Annotated in this window: 22 protein-coding genes and 3 tRNA genes; 6 read left to right on the forward strand and 19 right to left on the reverse strand. The window is 27.3% G+C overall.

Annotated elements, in window-relative coordinates:
- Nucleotides 1–74: 74 nt before the first annotated feature.
- Nucleotides 75–884, reverse strand: coding sequence for a putative ABC transporter permease (locus V2W16_RS03540; RefSeq protein ID WP_329382601.1), 810 nt, complete (start codon nt 882–884; stop codon nt 75–77).
- 73 nt (nt 885–957) lie between these two features.
- The gene (locus V2W16_RS03545) at nt 958–2,472 is read right to left on the reverse strand and encodes a hypothetical protein (RefSeq protein ID WP_329381647.1); all 1,515 of its coding nucleotides are present in this window, start codon (nt 2,470–2,472) and stop codon (nt 958–960) included.
- Between the two features lie 200 nt (nt 2,473–2,672).
- Between V2W16_RS03545 and V2W16_RS03550 the strand changes: the two genes are divergently transcribed.
- Nucleotides 2,673–3,020, forward strand: coding sequence for a type II toxin-antitoxin system PemK/MazF family toxin (locus V2W16_RS03550; protein WP_253229760.1), 348 nt, complete (start codon nt 2,673–2,675; stop codon nt 3,018–3,020).
- A gap of 121 nt (nt 3,021–3,141) precedes the next feature.
- Here the strand turns inward: V2W16_RS03550 and V2W16_RS03555 are convergent, their stop codons facing one another.
- From V2W16_RS03555 to V2W16_RS03600, 10 genes are all read right to left on the reverse strand, one after another.
- Nucleotides 3,142–4,119: a DUF6560 family protein gene (locus V2W16_RS03555; RefSeq protein WP_329381653.1), complete on the reverse strand. Its 978-nt coding sequence runs from the start codon at nt 4,117–4,119 to the stop codon at nt 3,142–3,144.
- 27 nt (nt 4,120–4,146) lie between these two features.
- Nucleotides 4,147–4,638, reverse strand: a complete 492-nt coding sequence (locus V2W16_RS03560; RefSeq protein WP_329381657.1) for a DUF6585 family protein — start codon at nt 4,636–4,638, stop codon at nt 4,147–4,149.
- Between the two features lie 195 nt (nt 4,639–4,833).
- Nucleotides 4,834–5,220 carry a hypothetical protein gene (locus V2W16_RS03565; protein ID WP_329381660.1) on the reverse strand — a complete coding sequence of 129 codons (387 nt, stop codon included), beginning with the start codon at nt 5,218–5,220 and terminating at the stop codon, nt 4,834–4,836.
- A 122-nt stretch (nt 5,221–5,342) separates the two neighbouring features.
- Nucleotides 5,343–5,801 carry a hypothetical protein gene (locus V2W16_RS03570; protein WP_329381663.1) on the reverse strand — a complete coding sequence of 153 codons (459 nt, stop codon included), beginning with the start codon at nt 5,799–5,801 and terminating at the stop codon, nt 5,343–5,345.
- Nucleotides 5,802–6,228: 427 nt separating this feature from the next.
- Complete coding sequence (locus V2W16_RS03575) at nt 6,229–6,645, reverse strand: hypothetical protein (protein WP_329381666.1); 417 nt, start codon at nt 6,643–6,645, stop codon at nt 6,229–6,231.
- 100 nt (nt 6,646–6,745) lie between these two features.
- Nucleotides 6,746–7,417 carry a hypothetical protein gene (locus V2W16_RS03580; RefSeq protein WP_329381669.1) on the reverse strand — a complete coding sequence of 224 codons (672 nt, stop codon included), beginning with the start codon at nt 7,415–7,417 and terminating at the stop codon, nt 6,746–6,748.
- 60 nt (nt 7,418–7,477) lie between these two features.
- Nucleotides 7,478–7,933 (reverse strand): hypothetical protein, encoded by a 456-nt coding sequence (locus tag V2W16_RS03585; protein WP_329381672.1) that lies wholly within the window; start codon nt 7,931–7,933, stop codon nt 7,478–7,480.
- Nucleotides 7,934–7,956: 23 nt separating this feature from the next.
- The gene (locus V2W16_RS03590) at nt 7,957–8,166 is read right to left on the reverse strand and encodes a hypothetical protein (protein ID WP_329381675.1); all 210 of its coding nucleotides are present in this window, start codon (nt 8,164–8,166) and stop codon (nt 7,957–7,959) included.
- A 31-nt stretch (nt 8,167–8,197) separates the two neighbouring features.
- Nucleotides 8,198–8,563: a DUF5412 family protein gene (locus tag V2W16_RS03595; RefSeq protein ID WP_329381678.1), complete on the reverse strand. Its 366-nt coding sequence runs from the start codon at nt 8,561–8,563 to the stop codon at nt 8,198–8,200.
- Between the two features lie 97 nt (nt 8,564–8,660).
- Nucleotides 8,661–9,098 (reverse strand): hypothetical protein, encoded by a 438-nt coding sequence (locus V2W16_RS03600; protein WP_329381681.1) that lies wholly within the window; start codon nt 9,096–9,098, stop codon nt 8,661–8,663.
- A gap of 376 nt (nt 9,099–9,474) precedes the next feature.
- On the opposite strand from V2W16_RS03600, the gene V2W16_RS03605 reads away from it, so the two are divergent.
- Nucleotides 9,475–10,194 carry a MerR family transcriptional regulator gene (locus V2W16_RS03605; protein ID WP_329381684.1) on the forward strand — a complete coding sequence of 240 codons (720 nt, stop codon included), beginning with the start codon at nt 9,475–9,477 and terminating at the stop codon, nt 10,192–10,194.
- 26 nt (nt 10,195–10,220) lie between these two features.
- Here V2W16_RS03605 and V2W16_RS03610 read toward each other — a convergent pair whose 3' ends face one another.
- Nucleotides 10,221–10,643 carry a PPC domain-containing DNA-binding protein gene (locus V2W16_RS03610; protein WP_329381687.1) on the reverse strand — a complete coding sequence of 141 codons (423 nt, stop codon included), beginning with the start codon at nt 10,641–10,643 and terminating at the stop codon, nt 10,221–10,223.
- A gap of 287 nt (nt 10,644–10,930) precedes the next feature.
- Here V2W16_RS03610 and V2W16_RS03615 point away from each other — a divergent pair, with 287 nt between their 5' ends.
- Nucleotides 10,931–12,295 carry a PTS galactitol transporter subunit IIC gene (locus V2W16_RS03615; RefSeq protein WP_329381690.1) on the forward strand — a complete coding sequence of 455 codons (1,365 nt, stop codon included), beginning with the start codon at nt 10,931–10,933 and terminating at the stop codon, nt 12,293–12,295.
- Nucleotides 12,296–12,572: 277 nt separating this feature from the next.
- On the opposite strand, the gene V2W16_RS03620 is transcribed toward V2W16_RS03615, so the two are convergent.
- The 5 genes from V2W16_RS03620 to V2W16_RS03640 form a co-directional block, all read right to left on the reverse strand.
- Nucleotides 12,573–12,647, reverse strand: a tRNA-Glu gene (locus V2W16_RS03620).
- A gap of 7 nt (nt 12,648–12,654) precedes the next feature.
- A tRNA-Met gene (locus V2W16_RS03625) sits at nt 12,655–12,731 on the reverse strand.
- 12 nt (nt 12,732–12,743) lie between these two features.
- Nucleotides 12,744–12,819: transfer RNA gene (locus V2W16_RS03630), tRNA-Met, on the reverse strand.
- A gap of 92 nt (nt 12,820–12,911) precedes the next feature.
- On the reverse strand, nt 12,912–13,487 hold the full coding sequence (locus tag V2W16_RS03635) for a phosphatase PAP2 family protein (RefSeq protein ID WP_329381693.1): 576 nt from the start codon (nt 13,485–13,487) through the stop codon (nt 12,912–12,914).
- Between the two features lie 126 nt (nt 13,488–13,613).
- On the reverse strand, nt 13,614–14,720 hold the full coding sequence (locus tag V2W16_RS03640) for an SLC13 family permease (protein ID WP_329381696.1): 1,107 nt from the start codon (nt 14,718–14,720) through the stop codon (nt 13,614–13,616).
- Between the two features lie 212 nt (nt 14,721–14,932).
- Here V2W16_RS03640 and V2W16_RS03645 point away from each other — a divergent pair, with 212 nt between their 5' ends.
- Nucleotides 14,933–15,394 (forward strand): MarR family winged helix-turn-helix transcriptional regulator, encoded by a 462-nt coding sequence (locus V2W16_RS03645; RefSeq protein WP_329381699.1) that lies wholly within the window; start codon nt 14,933–14,935, stop codon nt 15,392–15,394.
- Complete coding sequence (locus V2W16_RS03650) at nt 15,381–16,757, forward strand: MATE family efflux transporter (protein ID WP_425353944.1); 1,377 nt, start codon at nt 15,381–15,383, stop codon at nt 16,755–16,757. Before V2W16_RS03645 ends, V2W16_RS03650 begins: the two co-directional genes overlap by 14 nt.
- A gap of 55 nt (nt 16,758–16,812) precedes the next feature.
- Here V2W16_RS03650 and V2W16_RS03655 read toward each other — a convergent pair whose 3' ends face one another.
- Nucleotides 16,813–18,405, reverse strand: coding sequence for a Na/Pi cotransporter family protein (locus V2W16_RS03655; protein WP_138268439.1), 1,593 nt, complete (start codon nt 18,403–18,405; stop codon nt 16,813–16,815).
- Between the two features lie 331 nt (nt 18,406–18,736).
- Here V2W16_RS03655 and V2W16_RS03660 point away from each other — a divergent pair, with 331 nt between their 5' ends.
- Entirely contained in the window at nt 18,737–19,930 is a 1,194-nt protein-coding gene (locus V2W16_RS03660) for a hypothetical protein (protein ID WP_329381704.1), read from the forward strand.
- Nucleotides 19,931–19,964 lie beyond the last annotated feature (34 nt).

A 19,964-nucleotide genomic window follows, 5' to 3' on the forward strand; every position in this document is an offset into this window, starting at 1 on the left:
TAAACCTTTAGCAAATTATATTAATATAATTATATAAAATAAATTTTTTATGTTCAATATAAAAAAAGAAAGCATTAATGCTTTCTCTTTTTTCTTCTTTCAAGGAATTCTTCAAAAACATCATTGTATTTTTGAAATTTAACTTTTGGATGGAATTTGAAATATTCATAATATCTGAATTTCATCAAATGATTTTCGATAATATCCTTTTTCTCATCTTTAAGCTCTTTTATAGCAAGCTTCTCAAGATACATATCTTCTTTTAATTTTTCACCTTTATCCATAAATTCAAGGGTTTCGTCGGAAAGTTTCTTACCAATATTATCAGATAACTGTGTAAGCTTTTCTCCAATTTGACTTAGTCTTTCTAATTTTGCCTTGAATTTTAATATTGTATTAACAGTTAAAATACAATCAACGAGCATTATCAATAAAATAAAAATAATTAAAATAATGCCTGCATTATATGGAATAACATCAACGAACAAGTTTATAAGAGGGTGGATAATATTCACAACGAACACACAAGCAAACGCCCAAATTAACGAAAAAGATAAACATATATATCCGTTTAAATTAAACTTGTTATTTGAATAGTCCCACCATCTTATTGCAAATAATTTTTCAAGCACGAAACCTGTACATAGTTCCAGCAGTGTAGTAAAAACCAAAGAACCAAAAAACAAAATAACAAAATTTGATTTTAAAGGCTCTAAAAAATATATTACCAATAAAACACCAAAACCGTAAATCGGACAAACAGGTCCATGCAAAAATCCTCTGTTTATAAAACGACCTTCTTTAAAGGTTTGATATATAACCTCAACGCACCAGCCTAAAAAAGAATATATTATAAAAAAACTTAAATAATCGTATATTGTCATGTATTCCAAATGTCTTCTCCCTTATATGTAATAAAACATATTATAACAACATAATAAGGGAATGTAAATAAAACTACCTTATAATAAGAGGATAACCGTCTTCTATATCGCTTTCATTTTCAATATCATTCATATCTAAAATATCATCTGATTTTATAAAGTTTTTCTTTCCTATATCCCATAAACTCTCGTTTCTTTCTTTGTAATATATCTTTACTTTTATATCTTTTTGTTTTTCTTCTACATTTTCTATCTGTTCAACTCCATATAAATTCATAACATTCATACTTCCAAGTACATAAACACATATATTTATATCGCCATCAATGCTTATTGTTTGGTTTAAGCTGTTTATGACTAAATTATTTATATCAATATTTATAAATAAGTCATCTCCGCCTGAAAAATCTACTTCTTCTTTCATTTCAAAAGGCAGATTTATGGTATCAACATAATATTTACTGTCGTTATCTATATATGTAACCATATTTACTTCTATTTCGCCTTTTATGCTTAATATGTTTTCATCTATGGAATACTCGTACCTAATATTTTCACTGTCCCCTATAACAGAACCTATCATATCCATATCCATTAAGGTTTTTGAATTACTTACTTTTATATTTTTTTCCGTTTCACTTTTTAGGGATATTATATTTTGTTCTTTTAAAACCGGCTTTATGGATTTATTCGTACTATAGGCGTCAAGAACAACGTCTATTTCTTTATTTTCACTAAACAAAGTATTTGAAATCATATCCATACTAATTTCTATGAAAGAATCTTCATCTTCCATTACATACCTTGCATTCACGTTTTCAATGCTAGGGATTATATTATAATAATCGCATTTCAATTTAGGGTCTTTTTCAATGAAATGATTTATAGGATAAACCAGTTTTTCTATGGTTACTTCGCTGTCTTCTTCAAAACCGTCTTTATATATAAGAAGTATTTCAACTTTTGCACTGTATAATACGCCCACCCCCGACGCATTAGTGTTAATATCTCTTAAAGCTGCACTTATAAAAATAATATTTATACTGTCACTTAAAGGTACATCCTTTTTAAAAGTAAATGTTTCCTTTGTAGAGTTGGTATCAAAAATACTTAACGTATCATGACAAGTTTTAACTTCAAGTGCTTTCATTCCCTCTTCGCTTATTGTGTTTATATATTCTCCTGCCATACAAATACCAAATACTCTTACATTAGCGCTAACTTCAATTCTTCTTTTCTTCACCACTCTAAATTCAATATTTTGAATCTGAGTTTTTAGATTATAAAGCTTATCCCATTTTTCTCCTTCTGCAAGGGTAACAAAAAATTCTATGTTTTTATCTATACCGCACAGACTCTCATTTTCCCCAAGATACAAAATATTAACTCTTAAAATTTCCTTTAAAACGAACTTACCGTTCTTTAAGGATATGTTTTTTATCATTGCATCGCTGTTAGTAAGCAAAATTCTTTCTATATTTGACATATTATCAAGAATTTTTACGCTTTCAAAAACTTCTGTAACTATATCAATATTATCTTCCTTACCGGTTAAATTAATTTTTTTTACCATTTGTTCAAATTCCATTTTGTTCCTCCTAAATATACTCCTTTTAAAATATATTTTTTTATATAAAAAATATGACTTTAAATTTTATTTTTAGGTATAAAAAATCTCATTAACGGCAAAGATTTTATTAGTAACATAGTTTGATTCTTTTAAATATTATAAATATGAGGATAAAGAATTAAAACAAAAGAATATATAAATAAACTGGAGTAAAACAAATGAACATAAAAAGAGGAGATATATATTACGCAGATTTAAGCCCTATAGTGGGAAGCGAACAAGGAGGTTTAAGACCTGTTCTTGTTATACAAAATGATATGGGAAACAAACACAGCCCTACCGTTATTGTTTCTGCAATTACATCGTCAATGAGCAAAGCAAAACTTCCCACTCATATCTCTCTTTCGGCTAAAAATGATTTACTTAATAAAGACAGCGTAATATTACTTGAGCAAATAAGAACTATAGACAAACAAAGATTAAGAGAAAAAATAGGTCATGTGGATATAGACACAATGAATAAAGTAAACGAAGGTCTTTCCATAAGTTTTGGAATGTTTAATTAAAACACCTCTCCATAAGGAGAGGTGTTTTATATTTATACAAATAAATTTTAATGCAATAAAGAACTAAAAATAATTTTTACCATAAAATTATCTAAATACTCTAAAAATATCAAAATAATACCTATTTAAGCATATTATAAGTATCAAAATCAGAACTTTTTATCAAAACACCGCTTTCTTCCGCCTGTTTTAAAAATATATCAACATTTTCATCTTGCTCTTTGGAAAAAGCAGTAAATTGTGAAGAAGGATCATCTTTCATGTATATTTCTATAATATCAGGATGATTATGTATTTTTTCAATATCACTCATTTTACGGTATTTTTTAGTAAACGGAGGTTTCATTAATATAATTATATTTCCTCTAACAATCATTTTTGTAAATGCTTCTCTTAATATAAATAATATAATTATAAGAAAAAAAGCAGCAGATGCATTACAAAATATATTGATAAAATCTTCACTTGCCGTCCCTTGCCCCATATACTTAATGATAAACAATATAATACAAAACAAAAATGTTAAAACAATAAACTCTCCAATACCAATTTTTTTCTTTTTTATTGCATATTCTTTTTCACTTTCTTCATCTTTTAACCTTACTTGATCTTTATTCCCCACATCATTTTTCAAATCATCGTATAACCTGTTAAAATTATTATCACTTGAATCTATGGAGAATATCTTTTTACCTTCAATAAATACATTTACGTTGCTGTTCCATCTTCCGTTCGTAAACTTATAATCTGTTATATCATTAAAATAATATTCTTTTTCCTTAAAGAACATATTTCTTACCTTTAACATGTCTCTTTCTACGGTTATTTTAAAACGTAATCTGTTCCACAATGTTCCAAAGAATAATATAAATAAGCCTATCCAAATACCTACATATAATATTTTTTCACCTACTATTCCCTTACTTACAACATCATAGATATAACTTCCACCGCCGTATATCATAATAAGACTTACCACTAAAAGTATTATTACTAGCCCTTTTGATGAAGAGACAATGTATGTATCACCTTTCATTCTTCTTTCAATGTTTATATTATTCATTTTAATTCCCTCTTTCATAATGGATATTACTTTCATAAAACATTACTTAAATATTTATTATATTTATGGTATATAATAATCGTCATCTGATGGTATAAACACATCCCCTTTTATTCCTTTGTTATGTAAATAATGAAGCAATCTTTCTGCATTTGTTGCTTTTGAAGAATATGTAAATAGTTTCTTTTTACTTTTGGTTTTAGGATCCTTTTTATAAAATTTTATTACATTACCACTAAAAATAAATGTACTGGATTTAAAATCGGTTATATCTTTTTTATAATAGAAAACTTTATCCTCTAAAAATACTCTCTTATAAACTATTTTATCTTTATATACATATATTTTATTGATCATATGTATAAGTGAATTTAATAATACCATCATAAAAAGCAAACCAAAAATAATATATCCTCCCATACTCTCATCTGTTAGTCCAATAACAATAAACAAGATAACTGCAAAGAATAATGCTATTGCACACCCCCAATCTATTGAGCTGCTTTTTACTATAAATCGAGGCTCTTCATTTTTACATTGTATATTACCTTCCATATTTTTTCTGCATTTTTTATTTCCTTGTAATTCTTTTTTCCTTAATACATTATTAATATCTTTTAATAAAAAATTTGCCCCTATATCAAATTTATGAAAGACAACTGCTTTTTTATTATCTTTTGTTCCAAGGCAATAAGTAGTAAACTTTTCATTATTTCCATCATCTTCATAAGATATAAAATCATTTATATCTTATTCTTTTACTTTCCCTAATAAATTTCTATATGTTATTTTATTTCCTTTAACTGTTATTTTGTATATTAACAACTGAATATAAAATATTAAAGCCCATATACCTGGAATAGTTGGAATTAACCATATATACCAATAATCTACAAACGCATTTCTATGTATAAGATTAAATAAATAAAATATTGAATATCCAATAAGTAATATTGCCATTACTAGTGCAAAAATTTTTATGCCTATATTTGCATATACTATATATTCATCTTTATTTATTTTCTTCTCTTTCTTTTTTATTAATATATCAAAAATAAAAGATAACCCCATCATTAACCACATTGTATATACAATTGGTGGTACATCTACAATAAAACGTAAAATATCATCTTTCATGTAACGTGCTCCTTTTTACTCTTTGGATTTCTTTCTTTCGTTGTTTATTTTATATAAAAAATTTTGCTACTCATTATTCTATTAAAGTAATATTTTTATCATTCATTTTTGAACATGTTAGATTACCCCCACCATATATCTGTAGGATATCTTGAATCTGCAAGTATTAATGTAAAAATAAAACCAAATGGTAAGCAAGAAATAATACAAATAGAATCCAAAATTATAGCTTTACCTAATATGACATATTTTAAAATTTCATTTGGAACTAACTTAAAAATCATACATATTACTGTAAAAATTAAAAGCATTATAGTTACGCCATAATTAATCCTCGTAAGCCATAAAAAATACATAAATCGGTTTCTTCTTTTTGCACTCTTTTTATATCTGTCTTCCCAGCCTATTCTAAAAAGCCTTTTTATAAAAGGAGGTTCTATTTTGGGATTTCTATTATAATATTTACCCTTTACCGGTTCCCCATATTTTTTATATAAGTAATCAGTATAAGAACCAGTACCTATTACTACAGAAAATAATATAGGAGAAAGTATAAACAGAATCAATCTTACGTTTTCCATTTTTATCACCTGATTATAATCAAATTTTTCTCATAACCTCGACATTATATTTTTTATTGTTTTATTTCTCACAATACATGTTAAATTTCATTTAATAACCTAAAAAAGCCTTGAGTTTTCAGATTTACATAAAGTATTTTTCACATAAAATTCATATATAACTTAGCACTTCTTATAAACCTTTACAATAGATTTACATGTTTGTTAAGAAATATTTAATTATTTAAAAAATACTATTAAAACTATAAAACCCAAGACTTATAACATCTTAAAATTTTAATAATTATTTCATAAAATGCTCGATATTATAATCTGCATCATATCTTTTATCGTTTCTAAAACAAATCTAACATATAATATTTTTTTTTAACATAAAAGCAGAAGCGTACTCTTTTTATGCTTCTGCTTTTTTATTTATTAATGATACTCAATCTTCAATATCTTCCTCTTCTTGTTTTTGCAATCTTGCTTTATTGCTAAAAAATATCAGGAATAGATACAAGAAATTAAGCATATATAGTAATGATAAATCCTGTTCTACACTGCTTGGCAGTAAAAACAACGGATAAAATGTTTCAGATATTAATATCATCATTAATACAATAAAGCAAAATGCAAAACATACTGTACTAACTATATTAGATGCACATCTATGCCAGCGTGTAATAAGATAACATAAAAACACTGCACAAAATAAATGCAATACAGCTAAAATAATGTTTGTATCTATATCTCCCAAAACATTTGATGTAGTGAAATATTCCATTATGTTTGGTATTCCAATTATTAAATAAAAAGGAAAAATAATTATACATAACCAATATAAAATATTTCTTTTAATCATATTGCTACCCCCATTTTTTCATATATTGCAATTATTAGATAAATGATAAGTTACTAAATTAATATTTTATATAGATATATTTTACTACACTTTACAAATATCAAATATTTTCTTCATCAATTTCTTTTATGACAGTTGATAAATCTTTTAAAATCTTATCCATTTGTTTAAATTCAGGCTTTGAACTATCAGCTTCAATTATAATATTAAGCTTGTTGCTTATTATTAAAATAGCCTGACAATAAGAATCTTCATTAGAAATCTCTGTCCCTCTAAAGTGAATTAAAGGATATTTATGCATATACATATCATAAGTTACTATAATAACATCTTTCCCTTTTGTAATATCTATATTTTGAGGATTTAATTTATAGTCATAATAACGCTCATAAATGTTATATATATTTTTGTCTACATAGTTTTTGTTTAGATTTTTATAAATACTATCCATATTATATTCTTCATGCAGAATAACACTTATATCACATTCTTCAAAATCATCGTCGTTATATACACCTTTTTCAAAACGTATTGTATTATTCTCAATAACATCATAATCTGGGCGCAAATAGTAATAAGTCTCAGGATCGCTTTTATATGATTTTGATAATTTTATCAACTTCTCTTTATTATAACTTTGTGTATTCATATCCATCAAACAGCTGTAATCATAAACTGCCCTGTATGATTTATAAGGCTCGTATATAAATAGGAAATATGATAAAAGTACAAGTGAAATGCATAAGATTATGACTTCTAAATTTTTTTTCATTGTTTTATATTCCTTTTTTCTCCTATAAGTATGAAATCAACAAATCTTTTTATCCCCTTTTTAAGTCATAGACTTATTTATAATTTTTGATAGAGTTGTTAATTCATTAAAAAAATCTCTATTACTATCACTCGTATAATATACCCCTGTTACAAGCATCGAATTATTTGCTATATAAAATTTTCTTTCATAGATATCTTTATCGGCATTAACACTGTTTTTTTCTTTTATTAAGTTAGAATTATAAAATACAAAGAAAGTATTTGTTTCAGTAAATGATGTGACCGATACCGGCAGTTCTTTACCATCAATACTATATTCAAAAGGTTCTTTTTCTAAAAGGTATAAATCTTTTATCTGTTCTGAGTAAAAGTATTTATCTTCCGGAACAGAAGTTGAACCTTCTTCTAATTCAATTTTATTTGTATCTATAATTTGTTTTGTATATATATTTATTGAAAGTTTATTTGTTTCTGATTTTGAGTTATTGTAATTAGGGAAATAAATACTAATCATATCAGATTCGTTTTTATGTATTATTACCTCTTCCTTGTATTGTTTTCTATATTTTTTTCAAGCAATTCTAAATCCAAATTTCCGTTATTTATATTCATATCAGTGCTTACAGGAAATTCATCTTCAAATGTTTGCACATAATCTTTTTTAAACCCCTTATAATTATGGTAGATTGAAAATGCAAACAATATAATAACCATTATTAACACTAATATTTTTAATTTATTTTTCATTTTATCCCTCTTTTATATATTAATCCCTTTTCTACTCAAATTTAAAATTATAGAAATCTCGGTTTACATCTTCTATTAAGTAATTGTTAATTATTAAAGAATTTTTTCCTGTCCATTTTACTTTCACATTTTCTTCATCGTCATTAAAATATATATTTCTTTTTTCTCCGTTTTTAAATTCCACTTCACCTCGAATATAATAACCTGTTGTCGCTCCTCCGTTAAACAAATAAATATTTACTTTCTTTTCATCATAAGGAGATTTAACAGAATATAAATACTCTCCCTCAGGAGTAAACTTATGCATTGATATTTTAGGATAATTAAATATCAAAATAGCAAAGATAAGTAAAATACATATAATCAGTGTAGATGTTATTTTTATAAATGTCTTCATATTTTTTCTCCTTATACAATGCTTAATTTAGATAAAGATTAATTTATATTTTGTATTATGAAATATATATTCATATGATTTCATTTAGTTCCTTTTCCTATTCAATAAATCCCAAATCTTTAATAAGCCCATAAAACTCATCTTCATTACTTTTTAAATCATAAGCATAAACTATAGCGTTTTTATTAACTCCCACAAAATAAATATATTTATTATCCAAATCACTATATAAGATACCACTATGTAATTTAGTATTGTTTTGTGCTTTATATTTGGACAGTTCAAAAATTTCCTTATAAAGATTTAATACTTCTTTCCTATCTTTTTCACTTTCTACGATATAACATTCTACGTATGCGTCTTTATTTTTGTATGTAGAGGGAATAGTAGTCTTATATTCGTTTATCTTCCCATAAAGATTATCAATTTTTGCATTATTATCTTGAGATCCAACCCATGAAACATCTGCTGAGGTTTCACCGAATTGTCCATATTCAATTATTTTATAACCATGCTGTTCAATAATTTTTTGCATGTTATTTAGTGATGAATAATTAATATCTTTTTCACCTCTTTTGCATGAAGTGGTAAACAGTAATAGTATTATTAAAAAAGTATTCCTATCTTTTGCATATTGCCTCCTTATTAAATTACTTATTTATCAATATGTATCTATGCTTATATTTTCATAATAAAATCTTTTATCACAAGCAACTTCAAGTTTTCATAATATTATCTTCACATAAATTTCATATAACTAAAATAGCACTATATTTAAACCTTTACAATAGATTTAAGACTTTCTTAATATTCATTTAATTACTTGGTAAGAAAATAGTATAAAATAATATAAAAAACACTTGCTCGTTACCCAAGGTAATATTGTAGTCTTTCATTAAGGAGGTGATACTATGTCATTATATACAACCGGAGAAATAGCAAATTTAGCAAATGTATCAGTAAGAACAATTCAATATTATGATAAAAAAGGAATTTTAAAACCTGTTAAGTTAAGCGAAGGAGGGAGAAGATTATATGATGAAGAAAGTCTTAAAGATTTAAATTTAATATGCCTTTTAAAATCAATCGGACTTTCTCTTACACAAATCAAAGAAATAATAGGAACAGATATTAAAGACGAAATAATATTAGACATATTGGATGAACAAACAAAAATATTAAAAAAAGAAGAAAAAGATATATTACAAAAATTAAATTCTATAAAATTAATAAAAAACTCTGTTTTAGATAAAAAGAATCTTCCGGTAAATTCACTTAAAGACATAGAAACTATAATGAAAAAAAATAATCAATTAAAAAAGGTCCATATTAATATGGTTATAATCGGAATCATAATGGACATTATTACTATTGGAACACTTTTATTTTGGATAATAAAAGGGATATGGCTTCCTTTCATTTTTGGAATAATTATTGTAATTATTCTTGGTTTAATATCCTTTAGACTATATTATAATAATATTTTATATATATGCCCTAAGTGTAAAGAATTATTTAAACCAACGATTTTTAAATTTTTATTTTCTTATCATACACCAAAAGCAAGAAAACTAACCTGTCCTAAATGTCACTATAAGGGATATATGGTAGAAACATATGACGACAAATAAAAAAGGAGTGTATGCACTCCTTTTTTTTAAAGAAACTTATATAAGTTAAGTCCCGTATCTTCATCATATTCTCTTTCAACTTTTCCTTCAATTATATTTAAAGTAATTTCACTGGTTGCAGAAATATAACATTCATTTAAGTGTCCGCCAAACACCTGCATGTCTTTGTTGCAAAGTGTTATATGAACATGAAGATATACTTCATCATCAAAAGTTGAAATATTTCCTATAAGTGAAGTAATTTCCATAGCTTCTTCATATGAAGTCCTATGATAAACTTTCTGCTGTGTATCATAAAGTCCTATACTTACTTTATTTGCCGCTCCAAGACCAACAAAGTTACCAAGTTTGATATTTTCTTTTCTGCATAAATTGGTAATTGAAGATATTACTTCATCTCCTTTGTTAAGTCTTATAATATACTTATCTTTAAATTTTCTAAATTCCATATAATTGCCCCCTCAGACAAAATATTTATTTAAATTCATTATAATCTTTTGACAGATAAATCACAAGCAAAGAGCCTTTTTTTTAATATATATTTAATATTTTACAAAGAAATTTTATCCATTTATTACAATATATAAAAGATTATTTATTCATATAAAAATCATCACTAAAAAAGTAATGACAATTATCAAATAATTACAAATAAAAATCATTATGTTTTCTTTGACTGTATATAAAAAAAGTTATATAATTTATTTAAGTTATTACGTTTTAGGGAGGATACATCATGGATTATATTGTAGGTTTTTTTGATATCTTATCAAACTTGGGCGCAAGCGTTATGATGCCTATTATCATTTTCGTTATTGCCCTTTGTATCGGCACAGGCTTTGGTAAAGCCTTAAAATCAGGACTTACCATAGGGGTTGCATTTATAGGAATAAACCTTGTAATCAATCTACTTGGTAATACCATCGGTCCGGCAGCACAACAAATGGTTGAAAATCTAAATTTAAATCTAAATATACTTGATGTTGGCTGGCCGACTGCAGCTCAAATTGCATTTTCAACACAGGTAGGAGCGATAATAATACCTGTATGCTTGCTTGTAAATGTTGTTATGCTTGTACTTAACTTAACACAAACAGCAGACATTGATATTTGGAATTTCTGGCAGCTTGCTTTTACAGGTTCGCTGGTTGCAATTATTACATCATCAGTTCCTCTAGGACTTCTTGCCGCAGTATGTGAGTTTGTAATTGCCTTAGTTCTTGCGGACTTAACGGCAGAGAGAATAGCAAGAGTTACCAAAATGGAAGGAATCAGTTTCCCTCATACAATGACGGTAGTCCTTGCGAGTATTTCTTTTGTAGTTGATAAAATTATTGATAAAATTCCTGGACTTAACAAAATAGACATCAATGCAAAGAAGATGGAAGAAAAACTTGGGGTACTTGGAGATCCTTTAATTGTAGGATTTGTAATCGGACTTATCATAGGTATCCTTGCTTATGGAATAAAAGCATACGATAAATATTTATTAATTGCCATAACTCTTGGAGCTACACTTGTTTTAATTCCTGCAATGGCAAAATACTTTGGCGAAGCATTAACACCAATTTCAGAAAGAGCACAAGTTATAATAAACAAAAAATTCAAAAATAGAAGTAAAATATATATCGGTATGGATGCCGCAGTGGCCCTTGGTAATCCTACAACCATAGCAACAGCACTAATCTTAACTCCTGTAATTATTTTACTTGCATTAATCGTACCTGGAAATCAATTCTTACCATTTACAGACTTAAGCTCTGCACCTTACATAATGGCATTAATTGTTCCAATGTGTAACGAAAATGCATTTAGAAGTTTACTTATTGCAATATCAATGATGGCAATTGGTGTACTTCTTTCAACCGCAATTGCACCGGTATTTACACAAGCTGCAATAAGTGCATCTTATCAACTTCCGGAAGGCTTCAGCTTGGTTAGTTGTATTTCAAATGCTTCAACACCTCTTAACTTTATACTTGTTAAAATTTCAGAATGGTTCAGAGGATTTGGCGCAATAGCAATTTTCTCAGTTGTCAGCTTAGCATGTGCAATCGCAAACGGTATTAGAATCAGAAAACAAGTTAAAAACGAAAAATAATAAAAATTAAAAGCATCCTTAAAGGATGCTTTTTTAATACCAAAGTATTTTATTTAAAACTTTCATATATCTTTACTATTCTTATTTTTTTCTCAAATTTATGATTAAAGTCTATACTATACTTTTTTATTTTAATAGTCATACTTATATAGAATGGAGATTAGAAGAATAGAAATTTTTTTATAAAATAAAAACTTCTAAACTTACTATTTACATACACCCTATTATTAAACTATATAAATAAAAAAACTACCGTTACGGTAGTTATATCTCAAATTGGTGACCCCTAGGAGAATCGAACTCCTGTTTTCGCCGTGAAAGGGCGACGTCTTAACCGCTTGACCAAGGGGCCATATATATGGTAGCGGGAATAGGATTTGAACCTACGACACCACGGGTATGAACCGTGTGCTCTAGCCAACTGAGCTATCCCGCCATATTTACTTTTTGGTTGCGGGGACAGGACTTGAACCTGCGACCTCCGGGTTATGAGCCCGACGAGCTGCCAACTGCTCCACCCCGCGTCAGCACGATATATTATAGTATAACCATATATATCTTGTCAATACTATTTTTATATTTTTTTTAATTTTTTTTAATTTTTATTTTACATAATTTAAAAGTGAAATTTATCACTTAAATCTTCAATTTCTTCATACTCTTTTTTCTTTTTCATTAAGAATAAAACAAGGAATGCTCCTATAATTATTCCAAGCCCAAGACCTATAAAGAAATCAACTGGATAAGTTGTGATTATATAAAGTCTTAAAAATGCAACCAAGCCGGTAATACAAAGTGCATATAAACCAAACTGTTTATTAGTATAATAAATTAAAACGGTACTGCTTGCGCACATCATTATATATCCAGAAGGAAAAGTATATCTTCCAATTTCAGGCAGATATATTCCAACACCGTTTGTGCTTAAGAATTCTCTAAAATGAAATAAAACAGGTTTCATAACTTCATTGCCTACTATAGAGCAAAGGAAAAGCCCAATAATAATTAAAATAGAAACTCTTTTATCTCTTGTATAAAAATATAAGAATATACTTGCTACAATCCATATAAATCCCATGACCAAAACATTACTTATAATAGGTATAATATGATTTGATAATATCGTATTTAAGGATATTGGAAGCGCCAAATTATCTACAAACATTATTATTGAATCAATTATATTATCCATACATGACTCCTATGTAAATTTTTAAATTATTATAAACCAATTTACTAAAAAGTTCCACTTTTTAATAAATAAAAAGAATAAATATAACATTATTTATTCTTTTTTTATATAAGATTAATAATTATATCATAAAACAAGTGCAATTATTGTAAATAAAACAAGTAAAATAACATTAAGAATAGTAAATGCTATAATATATTTCTTTGCTTCTACCTTTTCGGATTTTAAATATATCTTAAAGGAAATCAAACTTGCAAGAGAAGCAATTAATGTTCCAAGTCCTCCAATGTTACAACCTAAAATCAAAGCCTGATAATTGTTTGTAAACACAGAAAGCAAAAGTGCTGAGGGAACATTACTTATTATTTGACTTGTAATTATCGAAGCAACAAGAACATTTTTTTCCATAAGTAAAGATATAAAATCATTAATTTGAGGAATTCTGCTTATGTTTCCGGCAAACACAAAAAAACATACAAATGTTAAAATCAGTGAATAGTCTGCATATCTTAAAAGCTTTTTATCAAATATCAGTATGGCTAAAACAATAATAACCAAAAGTATCTTATAATCCAATATATTAAAAACTGATAAAAGACATATTAAAAATAGCATTATAAAAATAGAAGTCTGCTTTATGTCAAAAGTAAAGTATTTATCAAATTTTACACTTATTACTTCATCTTTTATATATAGGCAGCTTAGTAAAAGATATATTAAACTAAGTAGCACATAAGGATAAATAATAGAAACAAGCCCTCCAAAACTCAAGGAAAATTTACCGTATAAATATAGATTTTGAGGATTTACTATAGGAGTTGCCATACTTCCAAGATTAGCTGCAATAGTTTGATTTACTATGGTCCATATTAAATACTCTTGTTTATTTATCATTTTAAGTATTAAAACACAAAAAGGAACAAACGTTATAAGAGCTACATCGTTTGTTATAAACATAGAGCTTATAAATGGAAGCAAAACAAGAATTAAGTATAATAATCTAAGACGTTTTTTTCCATATAAAATCCTTTGAGCAAAAGAAGTAAAAAAACCGTGCTTTTGAAGCCCATCTATTACAATCATTAGTGAAAATAAAACCGCAAGCACCTTAAAATCAATATAAGAAACATAATCTTTTGAAATTGGAACAAAAAAAACCGATATTAAAGCAACTATAAAAGATACAAAAAGTATAAATTCACTTTTAATTTTCAATAAAATTTTATTTAACATATAAAACCCTCTCCCCGATTACTATCAATTTATAAAACTTTATATTTAAAATTATATTTTACCATTTTTTTCATGAATATTTTACAACAATTAAAAACCTTTTTACAAGCATATATTTACATAATAAAAATGTCTTTTATATTGACAAAAAAAACAATAGTGATAAAATGATAATCAATTAGTTTACAAGTAAACTAATAAGGGGAATATTTATGTATTTAACTAATATAGAAAAAGTATTAAAGCATTTTGCAAATATAAGAAAAGTTTACTCAAAAGCATTCACTAACATGTTAGAAGATGACTCTTTTTCTCCAAATGAAATAAACGTCTTGATTTTTTTAAACAATAATCCTACTAAAAACACATCAAAAGAATTATGTAAATATCTTGATGTATCAAAAGGTCTTGTTTGCAGAAGCATAGATTCACTTTTAAAAAAGGATTTAATAAAAATTAAACCAGACGATGAGGATAAAAGAATTCAGCGAATAATTCTTTCAAAAAAGTCAGATAAAATAATAAAACAAATTTTAGATGCAAAAAAAGAAATGGATAAAATTATTTTAAAAGAACTTTCCATTAACGAAATAAACCAAATGGAAAAAACAATAAAAAAAATATTAAATATCTTTGAAGAAAGGGCAAAAAACTATGAAGATAAAAATGTCTAAAGAAGTTGATTTAGGTAAAGAACCCATAGGAAAATTATTAATGATTTTGGCTTTACCTGCCATTATTTCACAAATTGTAAATGCTTTATATAACATGGTAGACAGAATGTATATCGGACATATACCCAATATAGGAGCAACTGCACTGACGGGAGTCGGCGTTTGCTTCCCGCTAATAATGATAGTATCCGCATTTGCTTACCTGTTTGGTGTTGGAGGGTCTCCAAGAGCAAGTATTTTTATGGGAAGAAAAGACAATGAAACAGCTGAAAAAATATTAGGTAACTGTTTTAGTTCACTAGTAATAGTATCAGTTATTTTAACCTTAATTATGCTTATATTCAAAACCCCACTTCTTTACCTTTTTGGGGCAAGCGAAAATACCATAACATACGCATCAAACTATATAACAATATATGCCATAGGAACAATATTTGTTCAACTTACTCTTGGGCTTAACGCTTTTATATCAGCACAGGGTTTCTCAAAAATAAGCATGCTTACGGTTTTAATCGGCGCAGTAACAAATATTATTCTTGACCCTATTTTTATTTTTGGTTTGAATATGGGTGTAGAAGGTGCTGCAACCGCAACTGTAATATCTCAAGCCTTAAGTGCATTATTTGCATTTAAGTTTATAACGGGAAATAATACAATATTAAAATTAAAAAAGGAAAATTTAAAAATAGAAAAAAACATTATTTTACCGTCAATTGCCTTGGGAGTTGCACCTTTTATAATGCAAAGCACAGAAAGCGTACTTGTTCTTTGTTTTAATTCTTCACTTCTTAAATACGGAGGGGACTTGGCTGTAGGTGCAATGACAATTTTATCAAGCATAATGCAATTTGCAATGTTACCTCTTCAAGGTATTACCCAGGGAGGACAACCTATAATAAGTTATAATTACGGAGCAAAAAATAAAGAAAGAATAAAAAAAGGATTTAAATTAATTCTTATAAATTGTCTTTGCTATTCGGTTGTTTTATGGATAATATGCGAATTTTTGCCAAGTATACCCGTAAGCATTTTTACATCCGATCCACAATTAAAAGAATTATCTATATGGGCAATTAGAATATACATGTCGGCTCTTTTGTTCATGGGCGCACAGGTTGCCTGTCAGCAAACATTTATCGCCTTTGGAAAAGCAAAAATATCAACTTTCCTTGCAATATTCAGAAAAATTATATTGCTTATCCCGTTAATTTATATATTACCGGCTTTAATGGAAAATAATCTTAAAGCAGTATTCTTGGCAGAACCTATAGCAGATATAATAGCAATAACGACAACATGCATATTGTTTGCGGTAAACCTAAAAAAAATATTAAATGAAATTGATAAACCCACATTTTATTAAATTGTACTAAAAAACCTGTGATAATCACAGGTTTTTTTATTTTTCAAAGTAAAACTTATGCTTTATGCAATTCGATCATATTATAATCTCTCGCAATGGCAAGCATATGTTCGCTTATTCTTTCAACATCGTTTATAAGTTGAGAGAAAAACAAAGTAAGTTCGAAAGAAATACTTTTCTCTTTCATTCTGACTGTTTGACGTCTCTTTGTTTCTTTACAAAAAGCTTTGATTCTTTCATACTGCTCTTCTTCTTTTTCAAGATTTTCCAAATCTTTTGATGCCATAAATATAAGATTTTGAAGTTGTCCTATTCTGTCTTTTTCTTCGCTGTTTAAAGTTACTTTTTCCTGATATTTCTGTATTCTTACAGCGTAATTTGAAATTCTCTCTATATCTATCAAAAGATGATAATAAACACTCATTTTAAAGCTGTTTTCACTGTTTTGCTCAATACCGAGAGCTTCGGTAATATATTCCGAAAGTTTTAAGTTGATTGTATTTACTTTATCTTCGCTTCTTAATAAATCTTTTTCTTTTTGTTTGTCAAAATTTACCAATTGTGAAAGACTTTCATTTACATTCTTAAAAGCCATATTTTGAATGTTTTTTATTTCGTTTTCTATCTGTTCAACGAGTATTGCAGATGTACCTATTTGATATGAAAGAGTTGGAAGAGGACTTTCAAAAACATCTTCCGTTTCTTCTTTATCTTTGACAGGCAATACTTTTTCCGCAAACGATGCAAGGTATGTACCAAACGGTAATAACAGCAACGTTGTTACAATATTAAACAATGTATGCATATTTGCTATTTGTGCTGCAGGATTTGTCGGTGTGAGAGAACTTATAAAAGATGTTAACGGAGTAAACATACAAATCACGGTAAAAATTATAGTACCGATAATATTGAACGTCAAATGAATAACGGTTGTTTGTTTTGCTTCTCTGTTTGTTCCGATTGAAGCAAGAACAGCGGTTATACAAGTACCTATATTTTGTCCAAATAGTACATAAACAGCCCCGTCTAAACCTATAAGTCCGTTTAAAGCAAGAGCTTGAAGGATACCAACTGATGCACTTGATGACTGAATAACAGCAGTAAATACAGCACCTGCCATTATACCAAATATAGGATTAGAGAATTTTGTCATTAAGCTAATGAAAGCTTCAGATTCTCTTAAAGGCATCATTGCACTACTCATCATTTCCATACCGATGAATAAAACACCAAGTCCGGCAATTATTTCACCAATACAGTGTGATTTTGGATTTTTAATGAAAACTATCATTACAACCCCAAGGAAAGCAATAACAGGAGCTATAGCACCTATATCAAGAGCAATTAATTGTCCGGTTATTGTTGTACCGATATTTGCCCCCATAATAATCCATACAGCTTGTCTAAGAGACATCATTCCCGCATTTACAAATCCCACAACCATAACGGTAGTCGCACTGGATGATTGAATGACTGCGGTAATCAGCATACCCACTATTACGCCTATAATTCTGTTTGATGTAAGCTTTTCGAGTATACTCTTCATTTTATCGCCGGCTGCCGTTTCAAGTCCTCCGCTCATCATTTGCATACCATACAGGAACAAAGCAAGCCCGCCGAGTAAACTTATAATATTTGCTATTGTCATACTTTTTCTCCCTTTAATTTTATTGTAAAATTTTCGTATAAATTAAGCATATTTATTGTAAATTTTTGTAAATTAAATGTATATAGAGTATTCTAATTTTTTACATTCACTTTACATAAATTTTACGTTCGAGAGCTTATTTATATTTTTGTCAAAAATATGACATATATAACTACACTTAAAACTTAACAAAAATAAAATTATATGAACATTTTTTATGTAATCATTACATTATAAACGTACAAAATACGACTTTTTACTCTTTGAAATTACAAAAAAAATGACTTTTTGCTTTTTATGTGGTATAAATATATATATTGGAGGGATGGAATTGAAAAAAGGTATAATTAGAATATTTGTTTTGCTAACTTGTATTTTACTTTGCTTAAGTATTACAGGGTGCAAAAACAAAAACTATCAATCATTCAGCAAAACGATCAAATATAATGAACTTGACAATACTGATAAAAAAATGTTAAGCGAACTAAATAAAGTTTTATATAAATCAAAAGCTGTTATATGGCAGGATCTTGATTTAAAACAAAGACCTTTACTTCTTGTAAGAAAAGACGAAAGTGATGATAAAGGGAATAAAACAAATAAAGATATTTCCTATTTTGCCATTAACATAAATGGAATTGAAGATGAAAACGTAAAAAAAGTAAATATGCCAAAAGGATTTTATTTTGACAGTGTTTATAGATTCAACAATGTTGAAGACTATTTATCTGCTCTAAACAGTAATTATTCATCAAAAGATGATGAATTAAATATTGCCAAAAGCCAAAATGTATTTTATTTTAAATACAATTCAAAAAGTTTCAATAACGAAGAATATTCAAATGAAGCTTTTTCAGCAATGTTTACCAAACAGGCATTTAACTACTACATTCAAAAAGACTGGCCTAAATATGATAATCCGGTAAGTGTAGGTCTTACGGCAAAAGAACTTTCTTATATAGGTGTTGAATACAAAATAATGGACAATATAAGAAAAGAATGCAACAAAGACAATATAAACATAAATAAACTCAATACTTTAATAAGTGAATATGTTACGGTGGAAAAAGAAAGAGAAAAATTAAACGAAACATATATTAAAGACGAAAGAGAAAAAATAACTTACGAAGGAAGTGCTTTTTACGTTGCCATAAGAGCGGCAAGATTAACCGAAACTCCTTACAACCTTATCTTCTTTGGAGAAGACAACGAAGAAAAGGAAACTGCATTTTATAATACCTTTACAAAAATGAGCAAAGATGAAATACCGGCAACGTATGTAAGCGAGCAATCTTTATACTCTATAGGTGCACAACTTTGCATAATGCTAAATAACCTTGATATAAATGGTTGGCAAAAAGAAATAAATGCTTCTTATGAAGATAATGTAGTAACTATTTATGATGTTATACATAAATACTATGAAGATAATAAATTAAAAGAAAAATCTATTGATGATGTAAAAGAAAAATATGATTATGATGAAATATTAAAAGAAGCAAAAAAAATACAAAGATTATTATAAACAGAGGTTAAGCCTCTGTTTTTTATTAAAAGCT

It is taken from the genome of Anaerofustis butyriciformans, assembly GCF_036289385.1.
Classification (GTDB): Bacteria; Bacillota; Clostridia; order Eubacteriales; family Anaerofustaceae; genus Anaerofustis; species Anaerofustis butyriciformans.

Excerpts from the sequence above, each read along its gene's own strand:
- V2W16_RS03595 (WP_329381678.1), bottom strand. The coding sequence starts at position 8,563 with ATGAAGACATTTATAAAAATAACATCTACACTGATTATATGTATTTTA.
- V2W16_RS03615 (WP_329381690.1), top strand. The coding sequence starts at position 10,931 with ATGGATTATATTGTAGGTTTTTTTGATATCTTATCAAACTTGGGCGCA.
- V2W16_RS03610 (WP_329381687.1), bottom strand. The coding sequence starts at position 10,643 with ATGGAATTTAGAAAATTTAAAGATAAGTATATTATAAGACTTAACAAA.
- V2W16_RS03600 (WP_329381681.1), bottom strand. The coding sequence starts at position 9,098 with ATGCAAAAAATTATTGAACAGCATGGTTATAAAATAATTGAATATGGA.
- V2W16_RS03605 (WP_329381684.1), top strand. The coding sequence starts at position 9,475 with ATGTCATTATATACAACCGGAGAAATAGCAAATTTAGCAAATGTATCA.
- V2W16_RS03645 (WP_329381699.1), top strand. The coding sequence starts at position 14,933 with ATGTATTTAACTAATATAGAAAAAGTATTAAAGCATTTTGCAAATATA.
- V2W16_RS03640 (WP_329381696.1), bottom strand. The coding sequence starts at position 14,720 with ATGTTAAATAAAATTTTATTGAAAATTAAAAGTGAATTTATACTTTTT.
- V2W16_RS03655 (WP_138268439.1), bottom strand. The coding sequence starts at position 18,405 with ATGACAATAGCAAATATTATAAGTTTACTCGGCGGGCTTGCTTTGTTC.
- V2W16_RS03550 (WP_253229760.1), top strand. The coding sequence starts at position 2,673 with ATGAACATAAAAAGAGGAGATATATATTACGCAGATTTAAGCCCTATA.
- V2W16_RS03545 (WP_329381647.1), bottom strand. The coding sequence starts at position 2,472 with ATGGAATTTGAACAAATGGTAAAAAAAATTAATTTAACCGGTAAGGAA.
- V2W16_RS03560 (WP_329381657.1), bottom strand. The coding sequence starts at position 4,638 with ATGGAAGGTAATATACAATGTAAAAATGAAGAGCCTCGATTTATAGTA.
- V2W16_RS03575 (WP_329381666.1), bottom strand. The coding sequence starts at position 6,645 with ATGATTAAAAGAAATATTTTATATTGGTTATGTATAATTATTTTTCCT.
- V2W16_RS03570 (WP_329381663.1), bottom strand. The coding sequence starts at position 5,801 with ATGGAAAACGTAAGATTGATTCTGTTTATACTTTCTCCTATATTATTT.
- V2W16_RS03580 (WP_329381669.1), bottom strand. The coding sequence starts at position 7,417 with ATGAAAAAAAATTTAGAAGTCATAATCTTATGCATTTCACTTGTACTT.
- V2W16_RS03540 (WP_329382601.1), bottom strand. The coding sequence starts at position 884 with ATGACAATATACGATTATTTAAGTTTTTTTATAATATATTCTTTTTTA.
- V2W16_RS03635 (WP_329381693.1), bottom strand. The coding sequence starts at position 13,487 with ATGGATAATATAATTGATTCAATAATAATGTTTGTAGATAATTTGGCG.
- V2W16_RS03555 (WP_329381653.1), bottom strand. The coding sequence starts at position 4,119 with ATGAAAGTAATATCCATTATGAAAGAGGGAATTAAAATGAATAATATA.
- V2W16_RS03585 (WP_329381672.1), bottom strand. The coding sequence starts at position 7,933 with ATGATTAGTATTTATTTCCCTAATTACAATAACTCAAAATCAGAAACA.
- V2W16_RS03590 (WP_329381675.1), bottom strand. The coding sequence starts at position 8,166 with ATGAAAAATAAATTAAAAATATTAGTGTTAATAATGGTTATTATATTG.
- V2W16_RS03565 (WP_329381660.1), bottom strand. The coding sequence starts at position 5,220 with ATGAAAGATGATATTTTACGTTTTATTGTAGATGTACCACCAATTGTA.